This window comes from Alicyclobacillus dauci (assembly GCF_026651605.1).
Taxonomy (GTDB): domain Bacteria; phylum Bacillota; class Bacilli; order Alicyclobacillales; family Alicyclobacillaceae; genus Alicyclobacillus; species Alicyclobacillus dauci.
On sequence record NZ_CP104064.1, the window covers coordinates 1,299,935 to 1,320,442 of the forward strand.

Genomic DNA, 20,508 nt, shown 5'->3' on the forward strand with positions numbered 1-20,508 from the left:
TGCTTTGGATGACCGAAGCAGCCCTGTTTATTCTGTGTAGGCTTCATCGTGGTAAGTAGGTTTTGTGTCCAAAAAGTTTTTAAAAGGGATGTTTCCCTGGAAATGACGATGGCGGATGCACTGATATCGAAGAATTAGGCTAGTTTGTGTCGGGGCAGGTATGGGTGCGATGAGATCGAATTCTTTACTCTCGTTCGTGGCTACGTGAATGACACTTTGCGCTAGCCCTTCATGGGAGATTTCGGGTCGATGGTGGGCATGGTGTGACCTGAGAATCATCTGCACGTTCAGAGCGGGACCTGTGCCGTAGTTCCTCAGTCTAATTGTGACGTGATTCGGACAGTCCATCCGAACGGCGTCAACAGATAGAATGGGGAAGAACGAATCGCGTTGATTGCGGCGCATTTGGTAAATGGAACTGATGGCAATGGCCAGCGTGCCAATCGACGAAACGATCGATGCGGCCTCAATCATGTCCAATGTCCTCCACCACATCCGGGTTTCCCCCTCTCGGGACGGTAGTTTACTCAAGTTTGGCTCGAGTATGATGCCCTGGTCTAACTTGACGGACTTGGACATATCGTCAAGCAAGGAGGGATGGACATGGTGGAACGCATTGCTTGGTGGCTCGTTCTCATCGGTGCATTGAACTGGTTGCTGGTGGGCTTCTTCCAATTCGATGTGGTAGCTTGTATTTTTGGAAGCTCGGATGAACTGATCAGCCGCGTTGTTTACATCATCATCGGTCTCGCAGGCATATATTTGCTTCCACAAGCGTTTGGCGTCAAGATGATTCGCAGCAAGGAAAAGTGATCGGCCTACGCCATATGGTTTCCTTTCCAAAATACTCGGTGTCTGTCGCCGCTTAGCGATCATGGATACCGGGTATTTTTGACGAGGTTGTCAATCGAGTGGTATCCCAACTCGAATTTCTGTGAATACGCTTTGAGTGGTCCATTATGAATGTTTTTCCTTTCCCTGAGGCAGTTTATCATTGAACCTCTGGGAAGGAGCATGTGTATGTACGGATCCATTATTTCGCTCATTCCATTCTTTGTCGTCATCCCCATTGCGTTATGGACGAAACAAGTGATTCCAGGACTCGGCGTTGGCTTGTTCATTGGGGCGTATTTGCTTCATCCGTCATTGCTCACGGGATTACAATCCGCCATCACGTACGTCGTCAAGGAAGCGACGACGAGCAGCAATCTCAGTCTCGTACTGTTCTTATACGGTTTCGGGTCATTTGTGGGACTCATTCGCGTGACTGGTGGGGTCGCTGGGTTCTCTGAGTGGATCAGCAAACGAATTCGAACGGAACGTGGCGCGTTTGCATTGACCTGGTCATCATCCCTCGCGACGTTCATGGCGCCAGACTTTCGCATCATCACCATTGCGCCCGTTGTCAATCGCATTTTCCACAGACTGGGTGTCAATCCACAGCGCGTGGCATATGCAATTGATGTTACGTCAACTCCTTTGTGCGCACTGGTGCCGCTTGGCACGGCCTTTGTGGGGTACATGGTTGGTCTGATGCACACGTCTACGGATCACGCGGGAGCTGCCCCGGGCACGTATCGTCTATTTATCGAAAGCATTCCGTTCAACTTCTTTGCATGGGTGATGCTCATCGTTGGGTTCTTTGTCACCTTTTTCGGCCACCGCAAAACAGAGGAATCCTCTAAAGTGGTGAGCGACGAGCGACGTGTTGTGGACCTCGCGACTAGAAACCGTCGCCACATCGAACAAAAGATGCGGAATGTTGCTGCGATGGTCAGTATGGAAACGGGTGCCGTAGGGGCTGTTCCGAGCGCGGAAACCATGCACGCTGACGACGGCAAGGACCGTGAGAAAGATATCCCCAATCCCGTCGAAGTGGTCTCTGAGCGAGTTCAACCGAGCGCACTGAACCTAGTCGTTCCGTTGATTGTCCTCCTTGTACTGACCCTTGGGCTCACGTACGTATCTGGTTATGCCAACGGTGGTCGCGGGGTGTTTCAAGCGTTAGTGCAGGCCAATGCCGCGGCGGCCATGTTGCAAGCGTTAGTCGTCACACTCGTATTTATGTTCATCTTTTACGCGTTGGGCAGGCAGCCGATTGATCGAACTATGTTTGGGTTTATGCAAGGCGGCAATGAGATGATGTCCGTCATCGTGCTCCTTGTTCTCATTTGGGCGGTTTCTGCAGTCTCCAGCGATCTTGGGTTTGCGCAGTTTTGTCAGCGCGAGATCACGCGATTCGTGCCCCACGCGTTCATCGTTCCGGCCCTGTTTGTCTTTGGCTGTGTCATTTCTTATTTTATTGGGTCGTCATTTGGAACGTGGGGCATGCTCATGCCGCTTGGTTTTTCTTTGGCGGCGAGCGGTGGAGGCAGTTTGCCCCTGATAGCGGGCGCTGTTTTCGCGAGTGGTACATTTGGTGGTTTTGCTTCCCCTCTGAGCGATAACACGGTGGCGATGGCTACGATGATGAAGTTGCCAGTCATGAGTTATGCGAACTACAAAACAAAAAGCGCGGCACTGGCAGCGGGCATTTGTGTTGCGCTGTATCTTGGCTTTGAGTGGTTATTTTAATTGTTTTTGTGGAGACGGTCCCATTTTGGGTCGTCTCCAACTTGCCCTAGATTCTCCATTTGCAGTATGGTAGTAAGGTTGATTTCTTTTCCGAAAGGGGGACATGCATGAACCCGAGAACACTGTTGAAGCAATTCTTGCGTGATTACAAATGGGCATATGGATTCTCTATTCTCACTATTATTGCCTCTGAGTTTATCAACGTTCAATTTCCGCATATTTTAGGGAAGTTTACAGATGCGTTGCAAGCGCATCGATTGACATTTCATGACGTGGTTGTCTACGCTCTATTACTATTCGTTGTCGGCGTCGTATATGTACTCCTGTATGGAATAGGCCAGTACCGAAATGGAAAGTTTGGTCGTGACTTTGAGTACCTGTTAAGGCGTCGTCTGTTCGAGCACTGGGAGCTACTGTCGACTGAATATTTCCGCTTAAAGAGTATCGGTGATTTGCTCAATCACGCCATGAACGATGTTCAGCAAGTTCGCGAAGCTTTGGCTGGTGGCGTGAACATTCTCACGAACGCGATTTTTTTACTTGTCGCGACATTGGTCATGACGTTTACAACCGTGAGTGCCAAACTCACTGTCGTGAGTATTATCCCGCTATTATTTATTCCGTTTTTCATTATTTGGCTCGGCCCAAGAATTCGTTTCGCTTCACGTCGGGTTCAAGAGGGCTTGTCGGATATGTCTGAGTTGACCGAGGAAAGTTTCAGCTCCATTCGGCTCATTAAAGCGACGGCCAACGAACCAGTCGAAACGGCGCGTTTTCAAGAACGAGTGGACGAGATCGTCAAACGGCAGTTGACCTTGTTTCGACGAAGCGCCCTATTTCAATCGTTCATTCCCACAATGAGCTCCATCAGTTTCGCCATCGCTCTCCTGTACGGAGGTTATTTGGCACTGTCTGGGCAGATTCGACTTGGGTCATTTGTGGCCTTTACGCTGTATTTGGGTTTGCTGGTACAACCGTTGCAGCAGATCGGATTCGTCATCAACAATTTTCAGCGGGCATCCGCTTCGCTCGCGCGTCTGCAAATTCTGTTGGACGAAAAACCGAGTATTACGGACGCACCGAACCCGCTAGATGTGCAAACCTTGGTCGGAGACATCCGTGTGGACCTGTCCTCGTTTCAGTATCGCGATGCGACTGAGCCCGTGCTTCGGGATATCGAGTTTCACATCAAACCCGGTCAAACGTTGGGCATTGTGGGGCGAACCGGATCGGGTAAAACGACGTTGGTCAATCTGTTACCGCGCATTTTCGATCCGCCGGCAAACAGCATTTTTATTGATGGTCACGATATCCGGGAGCTGCCGCTGGCGACACTTCGCCAATCTATCGCGTACGTGCCGCAAGATGGATTTCTCTTTTCGACAAGCATTGGCGTAAACATCTCGTTCGGTGATGCGGACGCAACAATGGAGCAGATCGAACGAGCTGCAAAAGCTGCTTGCGTATACGACGATATCATGGCGTTTCCGGACGGTTTTGACACGGTCATCGGCGAACGCGGCGTGACATTGTCCGGCGGTCAACGTCAACGGACGGCCATCGCGCGTGCTTTTCTCAAACAGGTACCCATTCTCATCATGGACGACAGTCTGTCGGCGGTGGATATGAAGACGGAGAAGCGCATTATCGAAGCGCTGGAGAAAGTCCGACAAACGCGAACGACCATCATCATCGCACACCGGTTGTCGGCGGTCCGACATGCAGACCAAATTTTAGTCATCGAAGATGGGCAAATTGCGGAGCAAGGTACCCACGACGAGTTGATTGCGCTCGACGGTTTATATGCCAAGACGTACCACATGCAGCAGGAAGGGGAGGTGCTGGTCCAATGAGCACAACTGAGCCGACGGCGGCCCGCAAAGGCGGAATGTCGAGTTTAACGCGGTTGCTTCCCTTCGCACGGCCATATGTATGGCAGTTTGTCGCGGTGCTGGTGCTCGTCATCATCTTTAACGCTTCAACTGTTCTGCAGCCGTATTTGGTGAAGATCGCGATCGACAACGATATTGCGACCGCTCATCCAAATTATCACGGTCTGCTGGTCATTTCCCTGGTGTACTTTGGGGTTGTCGTCATTGGCGTCATTGCAAACTTTGTGCAGATTGTGTTGTTGCAAAATGCGGGGCAAAGCGTCATCCGGTCTATCCGGGTGGCCCTGTTTCAGCACATTGAGCGGCAAGCCATGCGCTTCTTTGATACCCGGGCAATTGGGCGTCTCGTGACAAACGTATCCAATGATACGGAGACAGTCAGCCAATTTTTCACCAATTTCTTTTTGAGCCTCATTCGTGACGGTTTGTCAGTCGTCATGATCGTCATCGCGATGTTTCGGCTGAACGCTCGTATCGCATTGTATGCCATGTTGCTGATCCCCATTATTTTTGCCATCTCGCGGTTGTTTCGAGGCAGACTCCGGCGGGCTTACCAGACGACAAGGTCACGCCTGTCCACGCTGAATGCGTTCCTGGCAGAGAATCTTGCAGGGATGCGAATTATTCAGATTTTCCATCAAGAACGTCGCCAGGGGCGCGCATTTCTCGAATTAAATCAATCTCACCGCGAGGCAAACGTGAGCGAGTACTTTACATCTGTCTGGTTTAACCGGACACTGGAGCTACTCGGCAATATTGCCGTTGCGGCAGTGGTTTGGATCGGCGGCGGATCCGTCTTGAAGGGTGCCATTGAATTTGGGACACTCTACGCGTTTATTCGCTACATCCAGCAGTTTTTCCAGCCGATCAACTCAATGACACAGCAATGGAACACATTGCAGTCGTCAATGGTTGCGGCGGATCGTATCGGGTCGGTTCTGTCGATAGAGCCTGAGATTCAGGACGTACCACGGCCAGTGTCCGTAAACCAAGCGAACATCAAAGGTCGCATTGCGTTCGAACATGTCACGTTTGGCTATCAACCTGATCAACCCGTGTTGAAGGATATTGACTTTACCGTCGAACCTGGACAGTTCATTGGCGTCGTAGGTGCGACGGGTGCGGGAAAGAGTTCCGTCATGAGTTTGCTTACGCGTTTTTACGAACCACAAGCGGGTAGAATCACGCTGGACGGAATCTCAATTGATGCGTATTCGCAAGCGGATCTTCACGCTATCATCGGCATTGTTCAGCAAGATGTAAACCTGTTTACAGGCACTGTGAAGGATAACATTCGGTTGTTCCGACAGGACATTCCGGATGAAGTGGTGCGCCACGCCGCAGAGGTGGTTGGCGCAGATAGACTGATTGATCGGCTCAGCAAGGGACTTGATACGCCGTTATACGGAAAGGGATCCAATTTATCTGCCGGAGAACGACAACTGATATCGTTTGCACGCATCGTTGCACTGGATCCGAGAGTGCTCATCCTGGACGAAGCGACAGCCAGCTTAGACAGTCAGACTGAGGAATTGGTGCAAAAGGGACTCACGGCCGTGGCCAAGGAGAGAACGACCATGGTGATTGCCCATCGTCTCTCGACCATCCGCCACGCGGACCAAATCCTCGTCTTGGACAAAGGACGCCTGGTTGAACAAGGTACACACGCCGAGCTCGTTGCCCGAGGGGGGCTTTACGCGCAACTAGACGCGGACAGTGGGATTGACGTCACGCGAAGTTGAGCGACCGGACGCCAATAAACAGTTGGTGTGCTATCATTGACTATGGTCCGACACTCGCTACCCCGCGGTCGGGACGTAAGGGGGATTTTTGTTGCACATTCAGAGACCACGGTCCGTCCGTGAAGTTTTCGCGTACAGTCTCGTGCTGTATCGCCGTCGGATCGGATTTCTGTTAGGCGCTGCGGTCTGTATTTTGCTGCCGTATTTGATTTTTACCGCGTACGTGCGGACACATTTTTTAGCGGCTTCAGAACAAGACATGCAGCAATTCATGACAACTGTAGAAAACGATGGAAATGCGTCGGCCAGTCAGCTATTCAGTTCATTGCCACACGGTAGTGAACTCTGGTTGGGTGTCTTGATCATCGTCTACGTCTTCATCGCGATGCCCCTTCTCATGGGCGTCATCGCTCACATGACTGCTCTGTGGGAAACGCGGGAACAAGAGGTCAAATTGCATGAGGCAGGCAATCTGTCGTTCCACCGTTTGTGGGCGAACATCACAACGATTTTCTTAATTGCCGTCATTTACATCGTCGTGAGCAGTGTCTATATGCTGCTCGTGTCGCTGGTCACATCCGTACTCGCTGGTGTTTCGGGGATACTGGGTGCTATCGTTGGGGTCCTTGGTACAATTGCGTTCGTCATAGGAATGGTTTGGTATATCATCCGATCCGCCTTCACACCTATCATTGTCGTCGAAGAAAACCTCAGTCTCGTCCGGGCCATCCGCCGATCATTTGAGCTAACGCGTTATCAAACGCGCAGATTGCTCGGGTTTTTTATCATGTTGCTCATCGTTGTGTTTGTCGTCGAGACGTTTATGAGTCTCATCGGTGACCTCATTTTCTACACACCCGGTGGCGCGCTCATGGTTTCTACCGTGGTCAGTATCGTGGTCACACCGTTTGCATACGTGGTAATTTCCATGATGTATCTCGACTTGCGCATTCGTAAAGAAAAGTGAGGTGAGTCGGTTCGTGAAGTGGTTGCGCAGCCTGGAGCGTATCTATCGAGTCGAAATCCTGCTCTTGTTCTTATGGCTTGTCATTTTTGCAATCCGGGCTGGGTCACCCATCAGCGATCCCGACACACCCTGGCACATTGCCACAGGCCGCTTCATTCTCCAACACCATCACATTCCAACGGCCGATCCGTTTTCCTGGTCGATGCTCGGACAACCGTGGGTGACCCAAGAGTGGTTGTTTGAGGTCGTTCTGGCATGGTTAACCCAGAGTTTCGGCTTTCTAGGCCTTTGGGGTTTGATGGTATGCCTGCATACCGTCACGGTTCTCGTTCTATACCGTCTGTGCTGTTTCGTTTCCGGGGACCAGCGCGTGTTCTCAGCCATTGCGGCAAGTCTTGGCGTGGCAGCGGGACTTGCCTTCTGGGTCATTCGACCACAGCTTGTCTCTTACACGATGTTTGCCGTCTTTCTCTGGATCCTGTCTCACGTCCAACGCGGACACTTGAAGATGCTATGGCTGGTGCCGCCTCTTGTCCTCATCTGGGCCAACGCTCACGCGTCGGTCAGCATTGGCATTGCCATGCTCTTGTTCGAGGTCCTCATCAGCTTCCTCCCGAACATCGGGCGGTTGGAAAGAGCATCACTCACTCCACGATCACGGTTGTACCTCCTTCTCACCGCCGTCGTTTCCGTCATGGTGGGACTCTTCAACCCGAACACGTATCACGAGTTTACATACGCGTTACTGTCGAACAACTCGCTGATGGTCAATAGCATCAATGAATGGCATTCGCCGAACTTTCACTCGGAGTACTACAAGTACGGTGTCATTCCCTTTCTTGCTGGTGTCTTCGTTCTGCTGATCATTCGGAACAAACGGATTCCCATGAAGTATGTGCTCTATTTTGGCGCGTGCTTTGCGTTAACGCTTGTTTATCAGCGATTTATGCCGTATTTGGCCATCACCGGAGCGCCCCTCATTGCAATTGTTACGGCGGACTGGCTTCGTGGACTCTTAAATCCGTCAAGGTTATTTCGCTATGTCTATGCCGTGCTGATGCTGGGTGTCGTCGCGGACTTCGTTGTCCAAGTTCCGTCGCTTCGCGGTTCTGTTGATGCCCATTTTGCCACGAATGCTTATCCAATCGACAGCGTGAACTACATCAAGCAACATCCTGTACCAGGCCCCATGCTGAACGCCTACGACTTTGGTGGCTATTTAATTTATCGCGACGTGCCAACATTTGTGGATGGCCGCACAGATATCTACCTGCACAAAAATATTTTTCAGGACTATATGGATCTACAGAATCTTGCATGGGACGCTCCGGACCTACTTGATAAGTATAAATTCAATTCCGCAATGCTTCCCAGTGGCTACTCTTTGAGCGTGTACTTAACCAATAATCCGGACTGGCACATTGTCTACAGTGGACCGAATGCGGAAATCTTTGTTCGCAACAAGTCAATAAAATAGTGAACCTCAATGGCGAGATGGGCGCCTGCTGCATAGGGTACAGTGACCCATTTGTGGCAGGGAGGACCTATTCATGCGTATACATCGCGTCCGTCAAGGTGAGACGCTGCAGCAGATTGCCGGGGACTATGTTGTCTCTGTGCGCGATATTGTTCGGGTAAATGAGCTCTCGTCCCACGATGTGCTCGTGCCCGGTCTCAATCTTTTGATCCCAAAGGGCGATCCCCTCGCAGTTCAAGCTTATACCATCCAACCTGGCGACACCTTTCAGTCCATCGGTGAACGCTTTGGACTGACTGCCAACGTCCTCACGACGTGGACAGGATACGACCCATCGGAGTCATTACCAGTGGGAACCCGCATTTATTTACCTGTTCGGCGTCCTTCGAAAAGGACAATCGAGGTCAATGGTTATCTATTGCCGACGGGAACCCCGTCAGACGCTCGCATTTTCCAAACCATCTCGGACATGACCTATTTTTGTTCGTTTAGCTACCAAGCGCGTGCCGATGGTACGCTCGAAGAACCGAAGGATAATGTCGCACTCGCGGCTGCAAAACGAGCTGGAATTCGTCCACTCATGACGATGACGAACTTTGATGGCAACCAATTCAATACGACACTTGCCCATACGATTCTCGCGAACAATTCCATCCGTCGTAAAGTCATCGATCAGACGATTGCCGTCTGTACTCGAAAAGGCTTCGGCGGCGTCAACGTGGACTTTGAGCACATGCAGCCGGGGGATAGACCCCTGTACAACCAATACCTGCGAGAGCTGCGTGACGCCCTGCACGCTCAGGGGCTCAGTGTGTCTATTGCAATGGGGCCGAAAACGGGGGATAATCCCAACCAACCGTGGATGGGTGCGTTTGATTACCGAACGATTGGCCAAGAAGTCGACTTCCTCATGCTCATGACGTATGAGTGGGGGTGGGTCGGAGGACCACCACTTGCCCCGAGATTACTGCACGATTTCTAGGCGTTCGACGGCAGGACTGGAAACGATTCGGAATCAAGCTGTTCTCGGTCGTTGGGTAGGAAAGGTTAAAAAAATCTCTGTTCTTAGGTAGGATGTGGGATCCCACTCCTACCCAAAAACCGAGTGCGCCACGCCTGAAAATGGACAAGACCTGCGTCAAATCTAGGGATTTTGGATAGCTTGTTCGTGTTTGTCCAACCTTGTCCCAAATGGGTCTCGGTTTTTTGGTAGGCAGCAATTCGAAAATCTCGGTTTTTTGGTGTGTGAGATGGATAGGGGCTTGTCCGCAGTCAGTCGACTAGTTTTGACTGCGGACAAGCATTTTTTATATCCACCATCCGCAATAAATCACGGTCAAATTGATACCGTCCACCTCACGTGATTCGTTGCTGCACAAGACCTTGCTATATTGGGCAACATGTATTTTCGAATCGGTCATACTGTCTTTACCGAAATCGTAAGTTTAAACGGATGCACCTATCTCTTTACCCATTTGGATAATGTGGTTGTATTACTCAATCACATCGTTACCGCTAGGTAAAGTTGCCGTTTAATTTCCGCAAGATTGCTATGCCTGTAAACCTATTGTTGTGAAACAGGTTTAATCCTCTTGTTGTTGGTCAAAAATGATATTGGGGTGAAAGCAATGTTATATACGACTGACCAGGCGTTTGACATATTGAAGGAAAACGGGATTACAAGCTCCAGGCAACAAATTACGAAGTGGATTCGACAGGGAAAATTGAAAGCAATTCCATTCGAAAAGAACAAACCACAAATTGGCTACCGTATTTCGCATGAAGAACTCCGAAAATTCATCGAAAATAAGAAGACAACTCGGGAGGATTTACTGAAACGAGTCGAGGAGTTGGAAGCGGAGGTCTTAATGCTTAAGCAGCAACTGGAAGACTTGACCAAGGCAAAGAAGAGGGGAAGACCGAGAAAGGATGCTGGGGCACATGCGACAAACGGCTGACTACACGGACACAACAAGGTGGGCGGTTGTGTTTAAGGCACTCTCCGATCCGACGCGATTGAAGGCTGCACTCCTCATTTCGGAGGACGGGGCGTCCGTTCAGGAAGTGGCGGGTGCTCTCGATACAACGAACCAAAATGCCTCCAGCCATTTGCGGCAACTGAGAGCGGCTGGTGTCGCACACTGCAGACGGGACGGAAAACAGGTGTACTACAGGTTGTTACCGCAAGCGCTGCCCATAATTATTCAAGTTCAAGGTTTTACCGTGGGGGTCGCAAACTGACCCCCAACTTCGGGTGGCGTTCCGCAGCGGACCTCTTAAACATTGTAGGACAGATCGGTATCGAAGAAGTGGCGTTGATACCACTCCGCTTAGCTGTTCCTTTCAAGCTTGGAACCCAGCCAACCCCAGTGAATTCACCAATAACGTGACCTCGTCGCATTCGTCTCCGTTTAGGATACGACCTTTTATGATTTTCTTTTCTCGATATCCGCTGCGATGATGAGACATTAAATCAAGAACTGTAAACAAGACGTTTATGGCAGTTTGCATCCTGGGAATCAACCAATCAAAAGGAATTTCGCGAGTCATCACCGAATTGATGATAACGCCGCCTCCCGAAACAATTCTTAAAGATTCCTCATCGAAGGTATAATCGGAATGATAAAAGGCATTTCGGACTTCCTTCACAAGAAAGTATTTGTAGATCTCCGAAACGGATTGGCGGTTCGCAGACTCTGCGAGTTGTGTAATACGTTCCACCTTTTGCTCGGGGTAAATCGCTGGTTTTCGACTGGGGCTTAATTCGTAATGGAAAGGGTCGATCACGTACCGCTCGCCTGCGACAATCCGCAAGAGATTTGCCACGATACTGTACAGGTCATTCATTTCACAAACATGACAGTACAACAAGAAGAGCATCCTCAGCTTAAATTCGTCTTGAAGCGGGGCGTTGAGTAATCCAGTTACATCTTGAACAAGTCGTCTGCTCTCAACCAGTGAATCCCAACCACGCGATTGAAGCCCTCTGAGGCGTAAAAGAACACAACAAAATTCGAATTCGTCCGTGTCTCTGGCGTCCAAAAACAACTGGGAAAGTATTCCGCGATACTCAGTTTGAACTTCCAATCACAGCAACCCCTTCTTAAGTGATTCAATTCTGAGAGCTTTAGTCGCGGACTGCTTTAAGAATATTGCCATCCGTATCAGGATAAAAGTAGCCTTGAACACGTAGTCGAAAGCCATCCGATACCGATTGTCCCCACCGTAAATTTTTTCGAGTAACGATGGCAGTTTCATTAAGCCCTGCGATCCGCAATTGCGCAAAGTGCCCGTGCCAACTCATAATCCCCATCATGGCGGGGGAGAGTCGCATCGAAAGCACTCGGATATGCCCTGCGTGTCTAATCGCTATGGCATCGATACAGTTCTCTGGAATTTCAATCACCTCGTTCAGGAGGGATTCAAATACCATTTGCTTTACCAAGTCTAGCAGGACGCTGAAAACATAGACAGTGGTTAACAATCTGCGTTCTTGTTCGGCAGAAGCCATTTCGGAAATGGTTCGCCGAATGTCGCGGCTGAACGGATGTGGCATCGTACTTTTATGTTTCTCGAACTGTCCCACAATCGGCGGCAGTTGTCGCGTCTTCGGATCTAAGAAGGTAAATAACTGCTGAATGATGCCTGAACGCTGGAGTGTAAAGCGGAAATCCTGTAAAGCACGCTGTAACTTGATGGTTGAATTTAGGCGACCAAATGTTTTGGGAGTTGTCTGAGGGTTCATCGCTTCCATCAACATTTGCTCAAGGTTCTGTCCAACCTTTTCTGACAACATGCTGAGACGATTTACTTCCTTTGACCCGATGATTATCTTGATCTCGTCTTTAAAAGGTTCTGGAAGATCTTCTCGCACACTATTGCCTTCTAGAAGTGCCAATGCGTATGGAAACGAAAAGAAATGGCGCATTCCCTTGGACGCCTTTCGGAATGTGGATACGTATTCGGCGGACAACGACTGTTTAACCGAATCGTACGTTTCCACAAGCTCTTTGCCTTCATCAATCGTTTTCAATTGCTGTCCCACACGTAGTGCGGCTTCAATGATGTTCAACGTTGCCCCTCCTTGTATATGGCATAAAGCTTGTGCGCAACCAGAATTCCGACCGCATTCACTAATTTCTGGCTCTCATTTGACACTAAGGATTTGCCAGATAAAACGGGTCCATGGACAAGTTTGTTGCGTAACGCACGGGCTTTAAAGACAAGCTCGACATCCGAATCACTGATGGGAATTTCCAGACGTTGAATCAGTCCCTGAATCTGTGCCCTTAGTGGGGCATCTGACAAGCTATTCGACAGCTTGTCCCGCAATTTCTTGGCTAACTGTTCTTGTTGATCGCTCTCCCCAACAAACACGGTTTTAAAGGCTGCCACAGCCGACTCCAAGACTGGAGTTTTGTATTCGGGTGGAATAACTGGCGGTGCCGTTTCTCCGTTTGCCACGAATTCCAAAGCGATAATGGCGAATATGATTTTGTCGTCGGTGTCATCTGCATCCCAACTTCGACGCAACCATTTTAACGCATTAAATAGAGGCTTAAGTGGCTTTGACCCCTTCTCGATGAGTTCGAGTAAAAGTGATTCATACCACTCCACGCTTTCAAGCAAGGATTCCTTGTCTGGCGTTAAAGTCAGTGTGTCAGGCTGTGCGACTCTAGATGTGTCCGTCAATATCCGCTGACCGCTGACCGCTTCTTCTAAATACATCCAAGTGGTGATGCGGGGTTTGGGCGTCAGCGCAGATCGCTCCCATGACTGCAAGTTTTCAGTGGTTGCAAATGCTTCTAGTGCGACATCGGAGCGAATGAGATGCAGAAGAACATCCAGGCATTGTTCAATTTGGTTTTTGCCGCTTACATAGGCATCAAAAGCGGACGTTGCCTCAATGTGAACGACGGCAAGACTATTCTCGGAGAATACAGGGATTGTATCCTTTGAGACTTCGCCAATGCGCAAAATCTCGTGCAAGTCGTACCCAGCGGGCATGAACATGACATTGCCGATTCCGAGCGGATCAAGCACCTGCAAATGTTCAATCGGCACCGTAAGCGTGTATGTTTTCGTCTCCTTTTTAAAGTCAGGAATTTTGATGTGTTCGTCGTCAAGCCCGCCGCTTCGTGAAATGAAGTGAACGAGGTCGAAGGGATTTAGTGCCGACGTAGAAAGATGGGGGATAACTGAGTTACGCATTTCATAGGCATGCGACTCAATCCGCAACGTAAAGTATTGGTCAGTGATGTCGAGTTTTGTGCAAACTCCCTTATATGCAGGTGCTGGACCGTCACCACAATCGATGTGAAGGGACACATCATCCAACAGGCGAATCTGTTTCAATTCGGCGACGCTGATGTCGATTCTAAAGATTGCTTCCATTTTGTCATTACTACCAGGCAAGCCGACAAACTGAACAGTGACAGGGCGAAGACAAACCCCTGAAATTTTAAATTGAAAGTCCCAGCTTTCAACTATCTGTGTAGAGGAATTGATAAGTGCGCCGAGCTTTGGGTGTAATTTCGCCAACACATCCTGTACTGGCAAGGACTGTCTTTGTATTTCACTTAAGGTTCTTTGTGCCTCTTCCAATTCTTCTCTCGTTGACCACCCAATTTCTTCTTTGCCTGAATTGGAAATTTCAATAAGTTTGCTTAAAGCCCAGGCGGTTTGTTCCAGATTCAGTGACACGAGTTCCTGTTTGTTTATCTTTGAACCCAGCAACAATACTTTACTATTCGGTATTGGAACCCGCTTCTCTGAACACGGGGCGATAACAAACATCTGTTGAGTCATTTTTTCTGTATGGTTGACCAATTGGCATACAACTACCGAGCGTTCAAATCCAGGAAACGGTAGGGATATGCCCGTCTGCTTTGAAGCATGAAACAGTGCGTTCATCGTTACCCTCCATGGAAAATAATCCCGAATAGCTCTTCTGTTCCAAATGAGAAAATCCTCTTTTGTGTTGACCTGTTATGATACCTGATCTTGGTATCCACGACGAGGTGCATCAAACATTGAAATAACAGTAGAGGAAAAATAAAAGTTAAAGTAAAATAACAATATGGTAATTTTGTATTGGAGGTGAATACATAGTGGACTTCGAAAGTCTAGCCGATACGCTGAAAGCACTCGCTGATCCAACGCGCCTGAAAATCATCTCGCTCCTGAATACGCGCGACTGTTGCGTCTGCGAACTTGTTCCGCTTTTTGGCATTTCACAACCAGCGGTATCCAAGCACATGAGTCGATTGAAGACTTCTGGTTTGGTCAAGGAAACGCGAAAAGGCATGTGGGTGTTTTATTCGCTTAATCGCGACAAATTAAACGAAATCGGCGTATCGCTTGCGAATTTACCTGATCTAAGCGAGGAACTTCGCCAACTGGAACAAAAAGGGTTGCTCGTACAGTGCGAATAGGGTGGTGTGAAAATACATGAATAAAAGGTTGTCATTTCTCGACCGCTATCTGACCGTCTGGATATTTGCGGCAATGGCGGTTGGGATTGCTGTGGGATACGTATTCCCACATTTCGTAAGTGGCTTGAATCAGCTTCAGGTTGGCACTACATCCATTCCGATTGCAATCGGCTTAATCCTGATGATGTATCCGCCACTTGCGAAGGTGCGGTATGAGGAAATTGGTCAGGTGTTTCGAAATGGCAAGATCTTAGGGCTTTCTCTTCTGCAAAACTGGGTCATCGGACCTGTATTGATGTTCCTTTTGGCAATCATCTTCTTGCGTGGTTATCCCGAGTACATGGTCGGTCTCATCATGATTGGGCTTGCGCGTTGTATTGCGATGGTCATCGTCTGGAACGACTTGTCTAAAGGAAGTGCTGAGTACGCAGCGGGGCTTGTAGCGTTCAACTCTATTTTCCAAGTGCTGTTCTATTCGGTTTATGCTTATATCTTCGTGACGGTCGTCCCACAATGGTTTGGCTTTCATAGCATGGTCATTCACATCACCATCGCCGAAGTCGCGAAGAGCGTCTTTATTTATCTTGGCATTCCGTTCTTGGCAGGTGCGATTACCCGTTACATCTTTGTCAAAACCAAAGGGCGAGCTTGGTACGAGAAGAACTTTGTCCCGAAAATCAGTCCAATTACGCTGATTGCACTCCTTTTCACCATCATTGTCATGTTCTCGCTCAAAGGCAATTTGATTGTGCGATTGCCACTCGATGTGGTCCGCATTGCCATCCCGCTTCTCATTTACTTCGTGATCATGTTCCTGGTGTCGTTCTTTATGGGCAAACGAGCGGGCGCGGGCTACTCGGTGACTTGTACGCTATCATTTACCGCTGCCAGCAATAACTTTGAACTTGCAATTGCCGTTGCTGTAGGCGTGTTTGGTATCAATTCAGGTGCTGCTTTTGCCGCCGTCATTGGTCCATTAGTGGAAGTACCCGTCATGATTGCACTCGTCAACGTGGCATTGAAGTTCCAACAAAAATATTTCCAGAAGGCATCAGCATAATCGGAGGGAATTAAAGATGGCAAAAAAACCACTCATCTATTTCTTGTGCACAGGCAACTCCTGTCGTAGCCAAATGGCGGAAGGTTGGGCAAGACACCTTGGTGGAGACAAAATCGACGTTTACAGCGCTGGTATTGAGACGCACGGCTTGAACCCGCGTGCGGTCGCTGCCATGAAAGACGCAGGCGTCGACATTTCGCATCACACCTCCGATTTGATTAACCCTGAAATTTTGAACAAAGCCGATTACGTGATTACGCTTTGCGGTGACGCAAACGACAAATGTCCCATCACACCGCCGCATGTTAATCGTCTACACTGGGGCTTTGAAGATCCAGCCAAAGCAACAGGGTCGGAAGAAGAAGTAACCGCGAAATTCCACGAAGTGCGGGACGCCATTCGCGATCGCATCGCGACATTCCTGAAGGAGGAAGTCAACCAATGACCATCAAACGGATGCATGTTGCCGTGAATTGCATGGATTTAGACGCATCGCTCAAGTTCTACCGTGCCTTCTTTGGTGCAGGGCCAACCAAGGTCAAAGACAATCGCCAAATTTGAACTCGACGAGCCAGCCCTTCACTTTTCCTTGAATGTCCGTCCGTTTGAGAAGAACGGCGTACTCAATCATCTGGGGTTCCAAGTGAACAACACCGAAGAAGTATTGGCAATGGGGGAGCGACTTCGCCAAAACAGTTTGGTGTTGATCGATGAAATGAACACGACCTGTTGTTATGCGGTGCAAGACAAGGTTTGGGTATACGACCCAGACGGGAATGCGTGGGAAATCTTCTACACGAAAGAGGATTCCGAATTCGAGTCAGCAGACGATGCACGCCACATCCTGTCTCTCTGCTGTGCACCACCTGCACAACCAAGCTTTATTCAAATCGAGATTCCCTCGAAAAAGTAAGAGGTAGGGAGAGGGGAAACATGCGACAAGTCGTTGTTGTTGGCACGGGACCTGCGGGATTAACCGCAGCGATTTACCTTGCTCGGGCAAACCTGAATCCACTCGTCATCGAAGGAAACGAGCCTGGTGGGCAATTGACGCTCACAACGGAGATCAAGAACTTCCCTGGTTTCCCTGATGGCATCATGGGTCCTGAACTGATGGAAAACATGCGCAAGCAAGCCGAGAAATTCGGTGCAGAATTCGTGCGTGGCTGGGTCGAAAAAGTTGATCTTTCGGGTGATGTGTTCAAGCTTCAAGTCGGTGGAACGGGGGAATTGGAGACCAAGTCTCTGATTATCTCGACAGGGGCTTCTGCCAAAATGCTTGGCATTCCAGGCGAGACTGAAAACATTGGGCGTGGGGTCAGTACCTGCGCGACCTGCGATGGATTCTTCTTTCGCGGGAAGAAAATCATCGTTGTTGGCGGTGGGGATTCTGCAATGGAAGAAGCGAACTTCTTGACGAAATTCGCATCCGAAGTACGGATTGTTCACCGCCGTAGCGAACTGCGTGCATCGAAGATTATGCAGGATCGCGCACGCAACAATTCAAAAATCACTTGGAGCTTAGATTGCACACCGCTGGAAGTAATATCAGAAGGCAATCGCGTCACGGGATTGAAAGTTAAACACAACGAAACGGGTGTTGAAGAAACGATTGCAACCGATGGAATCTTTGTTGCCATCGGTCACAAACCAAACACTAGCTTTTTGAATGGTCAGATCGATACCGACGAACTTGGATACATCGTCGTGAAACCTGGATCGACCCAAACCAATATTCCAGGAGTCTTTGCCTGCGGCGACGTACAAGACCATAAATTTCGGTAAGCCATTACGGCAGCGGGTTCAGGTTGTATGGCAGCACTGGAGTGCGAACGGTATTTAGAAAGTAGCGCGGTACACGAAGGGATTGGCGTATGATGCAAATTACAGATGCGGGGAAGACTTTTATCGATAGCTTATTAAAAGAACATCATTCAGAGGGCATCCGCGTGGTGTTCGCTGGTGCGGGCTGTTGTGGTCCTAAACTGGGGTTGTCGCTTGATGAGCCTCAGGATGATGATATCGTTGAAATCATAAACGGCATCAAAGTTGCCATCGAAAATTGAGTGGTTCCCCATACCCAAGGTGTAACACTTGACTTTCAAACTACGGATGCAAGTTTAGGACTAGTTTTGGTTGGACAAAGCAATTGCTAAAGGTCTACTGCAAGGCAAAGCGTCTCGGCGGAATCAAGTCGAGACGCTTTCTTGTGATATAGCGGTTTTGCATCATCTAACTTAATCGTCGTGACAACCGCAACCGCAGGCATCTGCTTTTCCGCGCGCTTCCTGAATTGCTTCCCGACCTTCTTTGACAACATAGTAGACCAATGCCAGCGCAACGATGGAGTCGATCCACCACCAGCCAAGCAGGGCTGTCAAAATCACACCCACTAAGACAATCCATGCCATGTACGCACAAACAATACTGCACGAACCGTCTGCTCGAAGCGCTTTACTGCCAATTTCCGAACCGATCCGTTTCTTCGCCCGCGACAGATAAGGCATGATAATTCCTGAAGCAATCGCCAATCCAATGCCAAGAAAACTGGTTTCAGCCCCTTGAAGAGTGACTAATTTATCAATGGATGCAATTACGATGTACACCGCGAGCAAGAGCAGTGCAATCCCGACCACCCAGGATGATGCTTTCTCGGCACTTTTCACGCGCGCAAGGCTTGCTCCGTGTGCTTCAATCGTCAATCGCCACAACAAAACCGCTCCTGCAACAAGTTCAATGATGCTGTCTGCGCCAAAGGCGACAAGCGATAACGAGTGGGCGATCATACCTGATCCGATGGCAACCGCCGCTTCAATCACCATCCACACGATGGACACAAGTTCAATGTTAATCCCTCTCTTCACGGATACGGCATGGGTTGTCAATCGCAGACACCTCCTTATTTATCGTCCAAGCAGTAGTTTGCACAATCTGAAATGCGTTGCGCATTTTCCGCTACGACTTCTTCTGCAAGGTTTAAGAGCGTTTCGATTTTGTCACTTGCAATTCGATAATACACATGCCGCCATTCCTGGCGATTGACCACCAGCCCGCAATCCTTCAAACAAGCCAAATGGTTTGATACATTGCTTTGAGACAGGTTTGTCTCTTCACTTAACATGCCTACTGTCTTTTCGCGCAAGCGAAGTGCGAATAATAACGCTAAACGAGACGGGTCGGCTAACCCTCGAAAAAACTTTGCGCGCACACCAAGAGCATCTACAACGGATGGATTCATGGTCTCACCTCTTGATATCATCATATCACTGTACGATGATTTGAATAGTACCATCAAATTCAGCTTCACGCACCAGGTTCGAAAACTATTTGCAAACATCAACTAAATATGTCATGATTCGATTGGAGGGATTTCATGGAAGGATTACGCGAATTGTTTCAGGGCTTTGCTCGTAATTTCAGCATGCTCGACTCCACGTGTTGCGCACGTTGTTGTGGGGAGGACTTATCCCTGATTCAGAGTCACATTCTATTCGAAGTCAGGCGGCAGGAACTCCCGTCAATGCAAGAGGTAGCAGGGGCGCTTGGGGTAGATGTGACGACATTCAGCCGTCAAATTAAACTCCTTGTCGAAAAGGGACTTGTTCAAACCACGCCTGATCCAAACGATGGACGCGTGAAATTGTTATCGCTAACGCCAGCAGGGCAACAGATTGAGAGACAGATCGATGATTTTATGCAACGGTCGATTCGCAGGATATTAGACCAACTGTCTCCTTTCGAACAAAGTTCAGTGCTGTCATCGCTTGCGCTATTGAACAAAGCAGTACGCGATGCAGATATTTGGTCGTGTAGGTAGCTTTTCTTTGGACTAATACTTGCAAAAATCAAGTATTTTAGGAGGTGTGTCGAATGGACATTCGATTCGGGCGATTCGAAGATTTAGAGGCGATTCTTACGATTTACAATCAAGGCATTGAAGATCGGATCGCCACCCTCGAAGTGGACCAAAAAGACATGGACTACATGACTAATTGGTTTGAAAACCACAACGGTCGTTATCGTGTATTTGTCGCCGAGACCGACGGAGAAGTCGTCGGCTGGGCATCACTCCATCCATATTCGCATCGCTGTGCCTATGCGGGTGTTGGAGAGCTATCCGTGTACATCCGTCGCGACTGGCGGGGAAAAGGCGTTGGGCAAAAGTTGCTTACGGCACTTGAAGCGTTTGCCAAGGAAAATGATTTTCACAAGCTGATCTTGGGCACCTTCCCGTTCAACCAAAATGGGCAGGGGCTCTATCACAAGATGGGGTTTTATGAGGTCGGAACCTTCAAGAATCAAGGAAAACTCGATGGCAAATGGGTCGACGTGATGTGGATGGAAAAGTTGTTGAGCTAACTT

At 49.1% G+C, this 20,508-nt stretch carries 20 protein-coding genes and 3 pseudogenes; 17 read left to right on the forward strand and 6 right to left on the reverse strand.

Annotated elements, in window-relative coordinates; genetic code table 11:
• Positions 1–27 precede the first annotated feature (27 nt).
• Positions 28–495: a hypothetical protein gene (locus NZD86_RS06350; RefSeq protein ID WP_268045666.1), complete on the reverse strand. Its 468-nt coding sequence runs from the start codon at positions 493–495 to the stop codon at positions 28–30.
• A 108-nt stretch (positions 496–603) separates the two neighbouring features.
• On the opposite strand from NZD86_RS06350, the gene NZD86_RS06355 reads away from it, so the two are divergent.
• The 9 genes from NZD86_RS06355 to NZD86_RS06395 all read left to right on the forward strand — a co-directional run bounded on the left by NZD86_RS06355 (position 604) and on the right by NZD86_RS06395 (position 10,893).
• Positions 604–813: a DUF378 domain-containing protein gene (locus tag NZD86_RS06355; RefSeq protein ID WP_326492641.1), complete on the forward strand. Its 210-nt coding sequence runs from the start codon at positions 604–606 to the stop codon at positions 811–813.
• 207 nt (positions 814–1,020) lie between these two features.
• Positions 1,021–2,574, forward strand: coding sequence for a Na+/H+ antiporter NhaC family protein (locus NZD86_RS06360; protein ID WP_268045667.1), 1,554 nt, complete (start codon positions 1,021–1,023; stop codon positions 2,572–2,574).
• A gap of 107 nt (positions 2,575–2,681) precedes the next feature.
• On the forward strand, positions 2,682–4,427 hold the full coding sequence (locus tag NZD86_RS06365; protein ID WP_268045668.1) for an ABC transporter ATP-binding protein: 1,746 nt from the start codon (positions 2,682–2,684) through the stop codon (positions 4,425–4,427).
• Positions 4,424–6,208 carry an ABC transporter ATP-binding protein gene (locus NZD86_RS06370; protein WP_268045669.1) on the forward strand — a complete coding sequence of 595 codons (1,785 nt, stop codon included), beginning with the start codon at positions 4,424–4,426 and terminating at the stop codon, positions 6,206–6,208. Before NZD86_RS06365 ends, NZD86_RS06370 begins: the two co-directional genes overlap by 4 nt.
• Before the next feature lie 91 nt (positions 6,209–6,299).
• Positions 6,300–7,175, forward strand: a complete 876-nt coding sequence (locus tag NZD86_RS06375) for a DUF7847 domain-containing protein (protein WP_268045670.1) — start codon at positions 6,300–6,302, stop codon at positions 7,173–7,175.
• 13 nt (positions 7,176–7,188) lie between these two features.
• Complete coding sequence (locus tag NZD86_RS06380) at positions 7,189–8,652, forward strand: hypothetical protein (protein ID WP_268045671.1); 1,464 nt, start codon at positions 7,189–7,191, stop codon at positions 8,650–8,652.
• A gap of 73 nt (positions 8,653–8,725) precedes the next feature.
• Positions 8,726–9,634: a LysM peptidoglycan-binding domain-containing protein gene (locus tag NZD86_RS06385; RefSeq protein ID WP_268045672.1), complete on the forward strand. Its 909-nt coding sequence runs from the start codon at positions 8,726–8,728 to the stop codon at positions 9,632–9,634.
• A 646-nt stretch (positions 9,635–10,280) separates the two neighbouring features.
• Entirely contained in the window at positions 10,281–10,610 is a 330-nt protein-coding gene (locus NZD86_RS06390; protein ID WP_268045673.1) for a helix-turn-helix domain-containing protein, read from the forward strand.
• Positions 10,594–10,893 carry an ArsR/SmtB family transcription factor gene (locus NZD86_RS06395; RefSeq protein ID WP_268045674.1) on the forward strand — a complete coding sequence of 100 codons (300 nt, stop codon included), beginning with the start codon at positions 10,594–10,596 and terminating at the stop codon, positions 10,891–10,893. Before NZD86_RS06390 ends, NZD86_RS06395 begins: the two co-directional genes overlap by 17 nt.
• A gap of 102 nt (positions 10,894–10,995) precedes the next feature.
• Here the strand turns inward: NZD86_RS06395 and NZD86_RS06400 are convergent, their stop codons facing one another.
• Genes NZD86_RS06400 through NZD86_RS06410 form a run of 3 tightly spaced genes read right to left on the reverse strand, consistent with a single transcriptional unit; the run spans position 10,996 to position 14,565 of the window.
• Positions 10,996–11,739 carry a hypothetical protein gene (locus NZD86_RS06400; RefSeq protein WP_268045675.1) on the reverse strand — a complete coding sequence of 248 codons (744 nt, stop codon included), beginning with the start codon at positions 11,737–11,739 and terminating at the stop codon, positions 10,996–10,998.
• A gap of 40 nt (positions 11,740–11,779) precedes the next feature.
• Positions 11,780–12,724, reverse strand: a complete 945-nt coding sequence (locus NZD86_RS06405) for a hypothetical protein (RefSeq protein WP_268045676.1) — start codon at positions 12,722–12,724, stop codon at positions 11,780–11,782.
• Positions 12,721–14,565, reverse strand: a complete 1,845-nt coding sequence (locus NZD86_RS06410; protein WP_268045677.1) for a HEPN domain-containing protein — start codon at positions 14,563–14,565, stop codon at positions 12,721–12,723. Before NZD86_RS06410 ends, NZD86_RS06405 begins: the two co-directional genes overlap by 4 nt.
• Positions 14,566–14,762: 197 nt before the next feature.
• On the opposite strand from NZD86_RS06410, the gene NZD86_RS06415 reads away from it, so the two are divergent.
• From NZD86_RS06415 to NZD86_RS06440, 6 genes and pseudogenes are all read left to right on the forward strand, one after another.
• Positions 14,763–15,086 (forward strand): ArsR/SmtB family transcription factor, encoded by a 324-nt coding sequence (locus NZD86_RS06415; RefSeq protein WP_268045679.1) that lies wholly within the window; start codon positions 14,763–14,765, stop codon positions 15,084–15,086.
• A gap of 16 nt (positions 15,087–15,102) precedes the next feature.
• Entirely contained in the window at positions 15,103–16,146 is a 1,044-nt protein-coding gene (gene arsB, locus NZD86_RS06420; protein ID WP_268045680.1) for an ACR3 family arsenite efflux transporter, read from the forward strand.
• Between the two features lie 16 nt (positions 16,147–16,162).
• A complete protein-coding gene (arsC, locus tag NZD86_RS06425) occupies positions 16,163–16,591 on the forward strand; it encodes an arsenate reductase (thioredoxin) (RefSeq protein ID WP_268045681.1) in 429 nt (142 codons plus the stop codon).
• A pseudogene (locus NZD86_RS06430) lies at positions 16,588–17,059 on the forward strand (ArsI/CadI family heavy metal resistance metalloenzyme). Before arsC ends, NZD86_RS06430 begins: the two are co-directional and overlap by 4 nt.
• A 20-nt stretch (positions 17,060–17,079) precedes the next feature.
• Positions 17,080–18,024: pseudogene (gene trxB / locus NZD86_RS06435) on the forward strand (thioredoxin-disulfide reductase).
• Positions 18,024–18,302: pseudogene (locus tag NZD86_RS06440) on the forward strand (HesB-like (seleno)protein). Before trxB ends, NZD86_RS06440 begins: the two co-directional pseudogenes overlap by 1 nt.
• Positions 18,303–18,383: 81 nt before the next feature.
• On the opposite strand, the gene NZD86_RS06445 reads toward NZD86_RS06440, so the two are convergent.
• Positions 18,384–19,031, reverse strand: coding sequence for a cation diffusion facilitator family transporter (locus NZD86_RS06445; protein WP_268045683.1), 648 nt, complete (start codon positions 19,029–19,031; stop codon positions 18,384–18,386).
• Between the two features lie 14 nt (positions 19,032–19,045).
• Positions 19,046–19,384: an ArsR/SmtB family transcription factor gene (locus tag NZD86_RS06450; RefSeq protein ID WP_268045684.1), complete on the reverse strand. Its 339-nt coding sequence runs from the start codon at positions 19,382–19,384 to the stop codon at positions 19,046–19,048.
• A 135-nt stretch (positions 19,385–19,519) separates the two neighbouring features.
• Between NZD86_RS06450 and NZD86_RS06455 the strand changes: the two genes are divergently transcribed.
• Entirely contained in the window at positions 19,520–19,963 is a 444-nt protein-coding gene (locus NZD86_RS06455; RefSeq protein ID WP_268045685.1) for a MarR family winged helix-turn-helix transcriptional regulator, read from the forward strand.
• Between the two features lie 53 nt (positions 19,964–20,016).
• The gene (locus NZD86_RS06460; RefSeq protein WP_268045687.1) at positions 20,017–20,505 is read left to right on the forward strand and encodes an arsinothricin resistance N-acetyltransferase ArsN1 family A; all 489 of its coding nucleotides are present in this window, start codon (positions 20,017–20,019) and stop codon (positions 20,503–20,505) included.
• Positions 20,506–20,508: the final 3 nt, after the last annotated feature.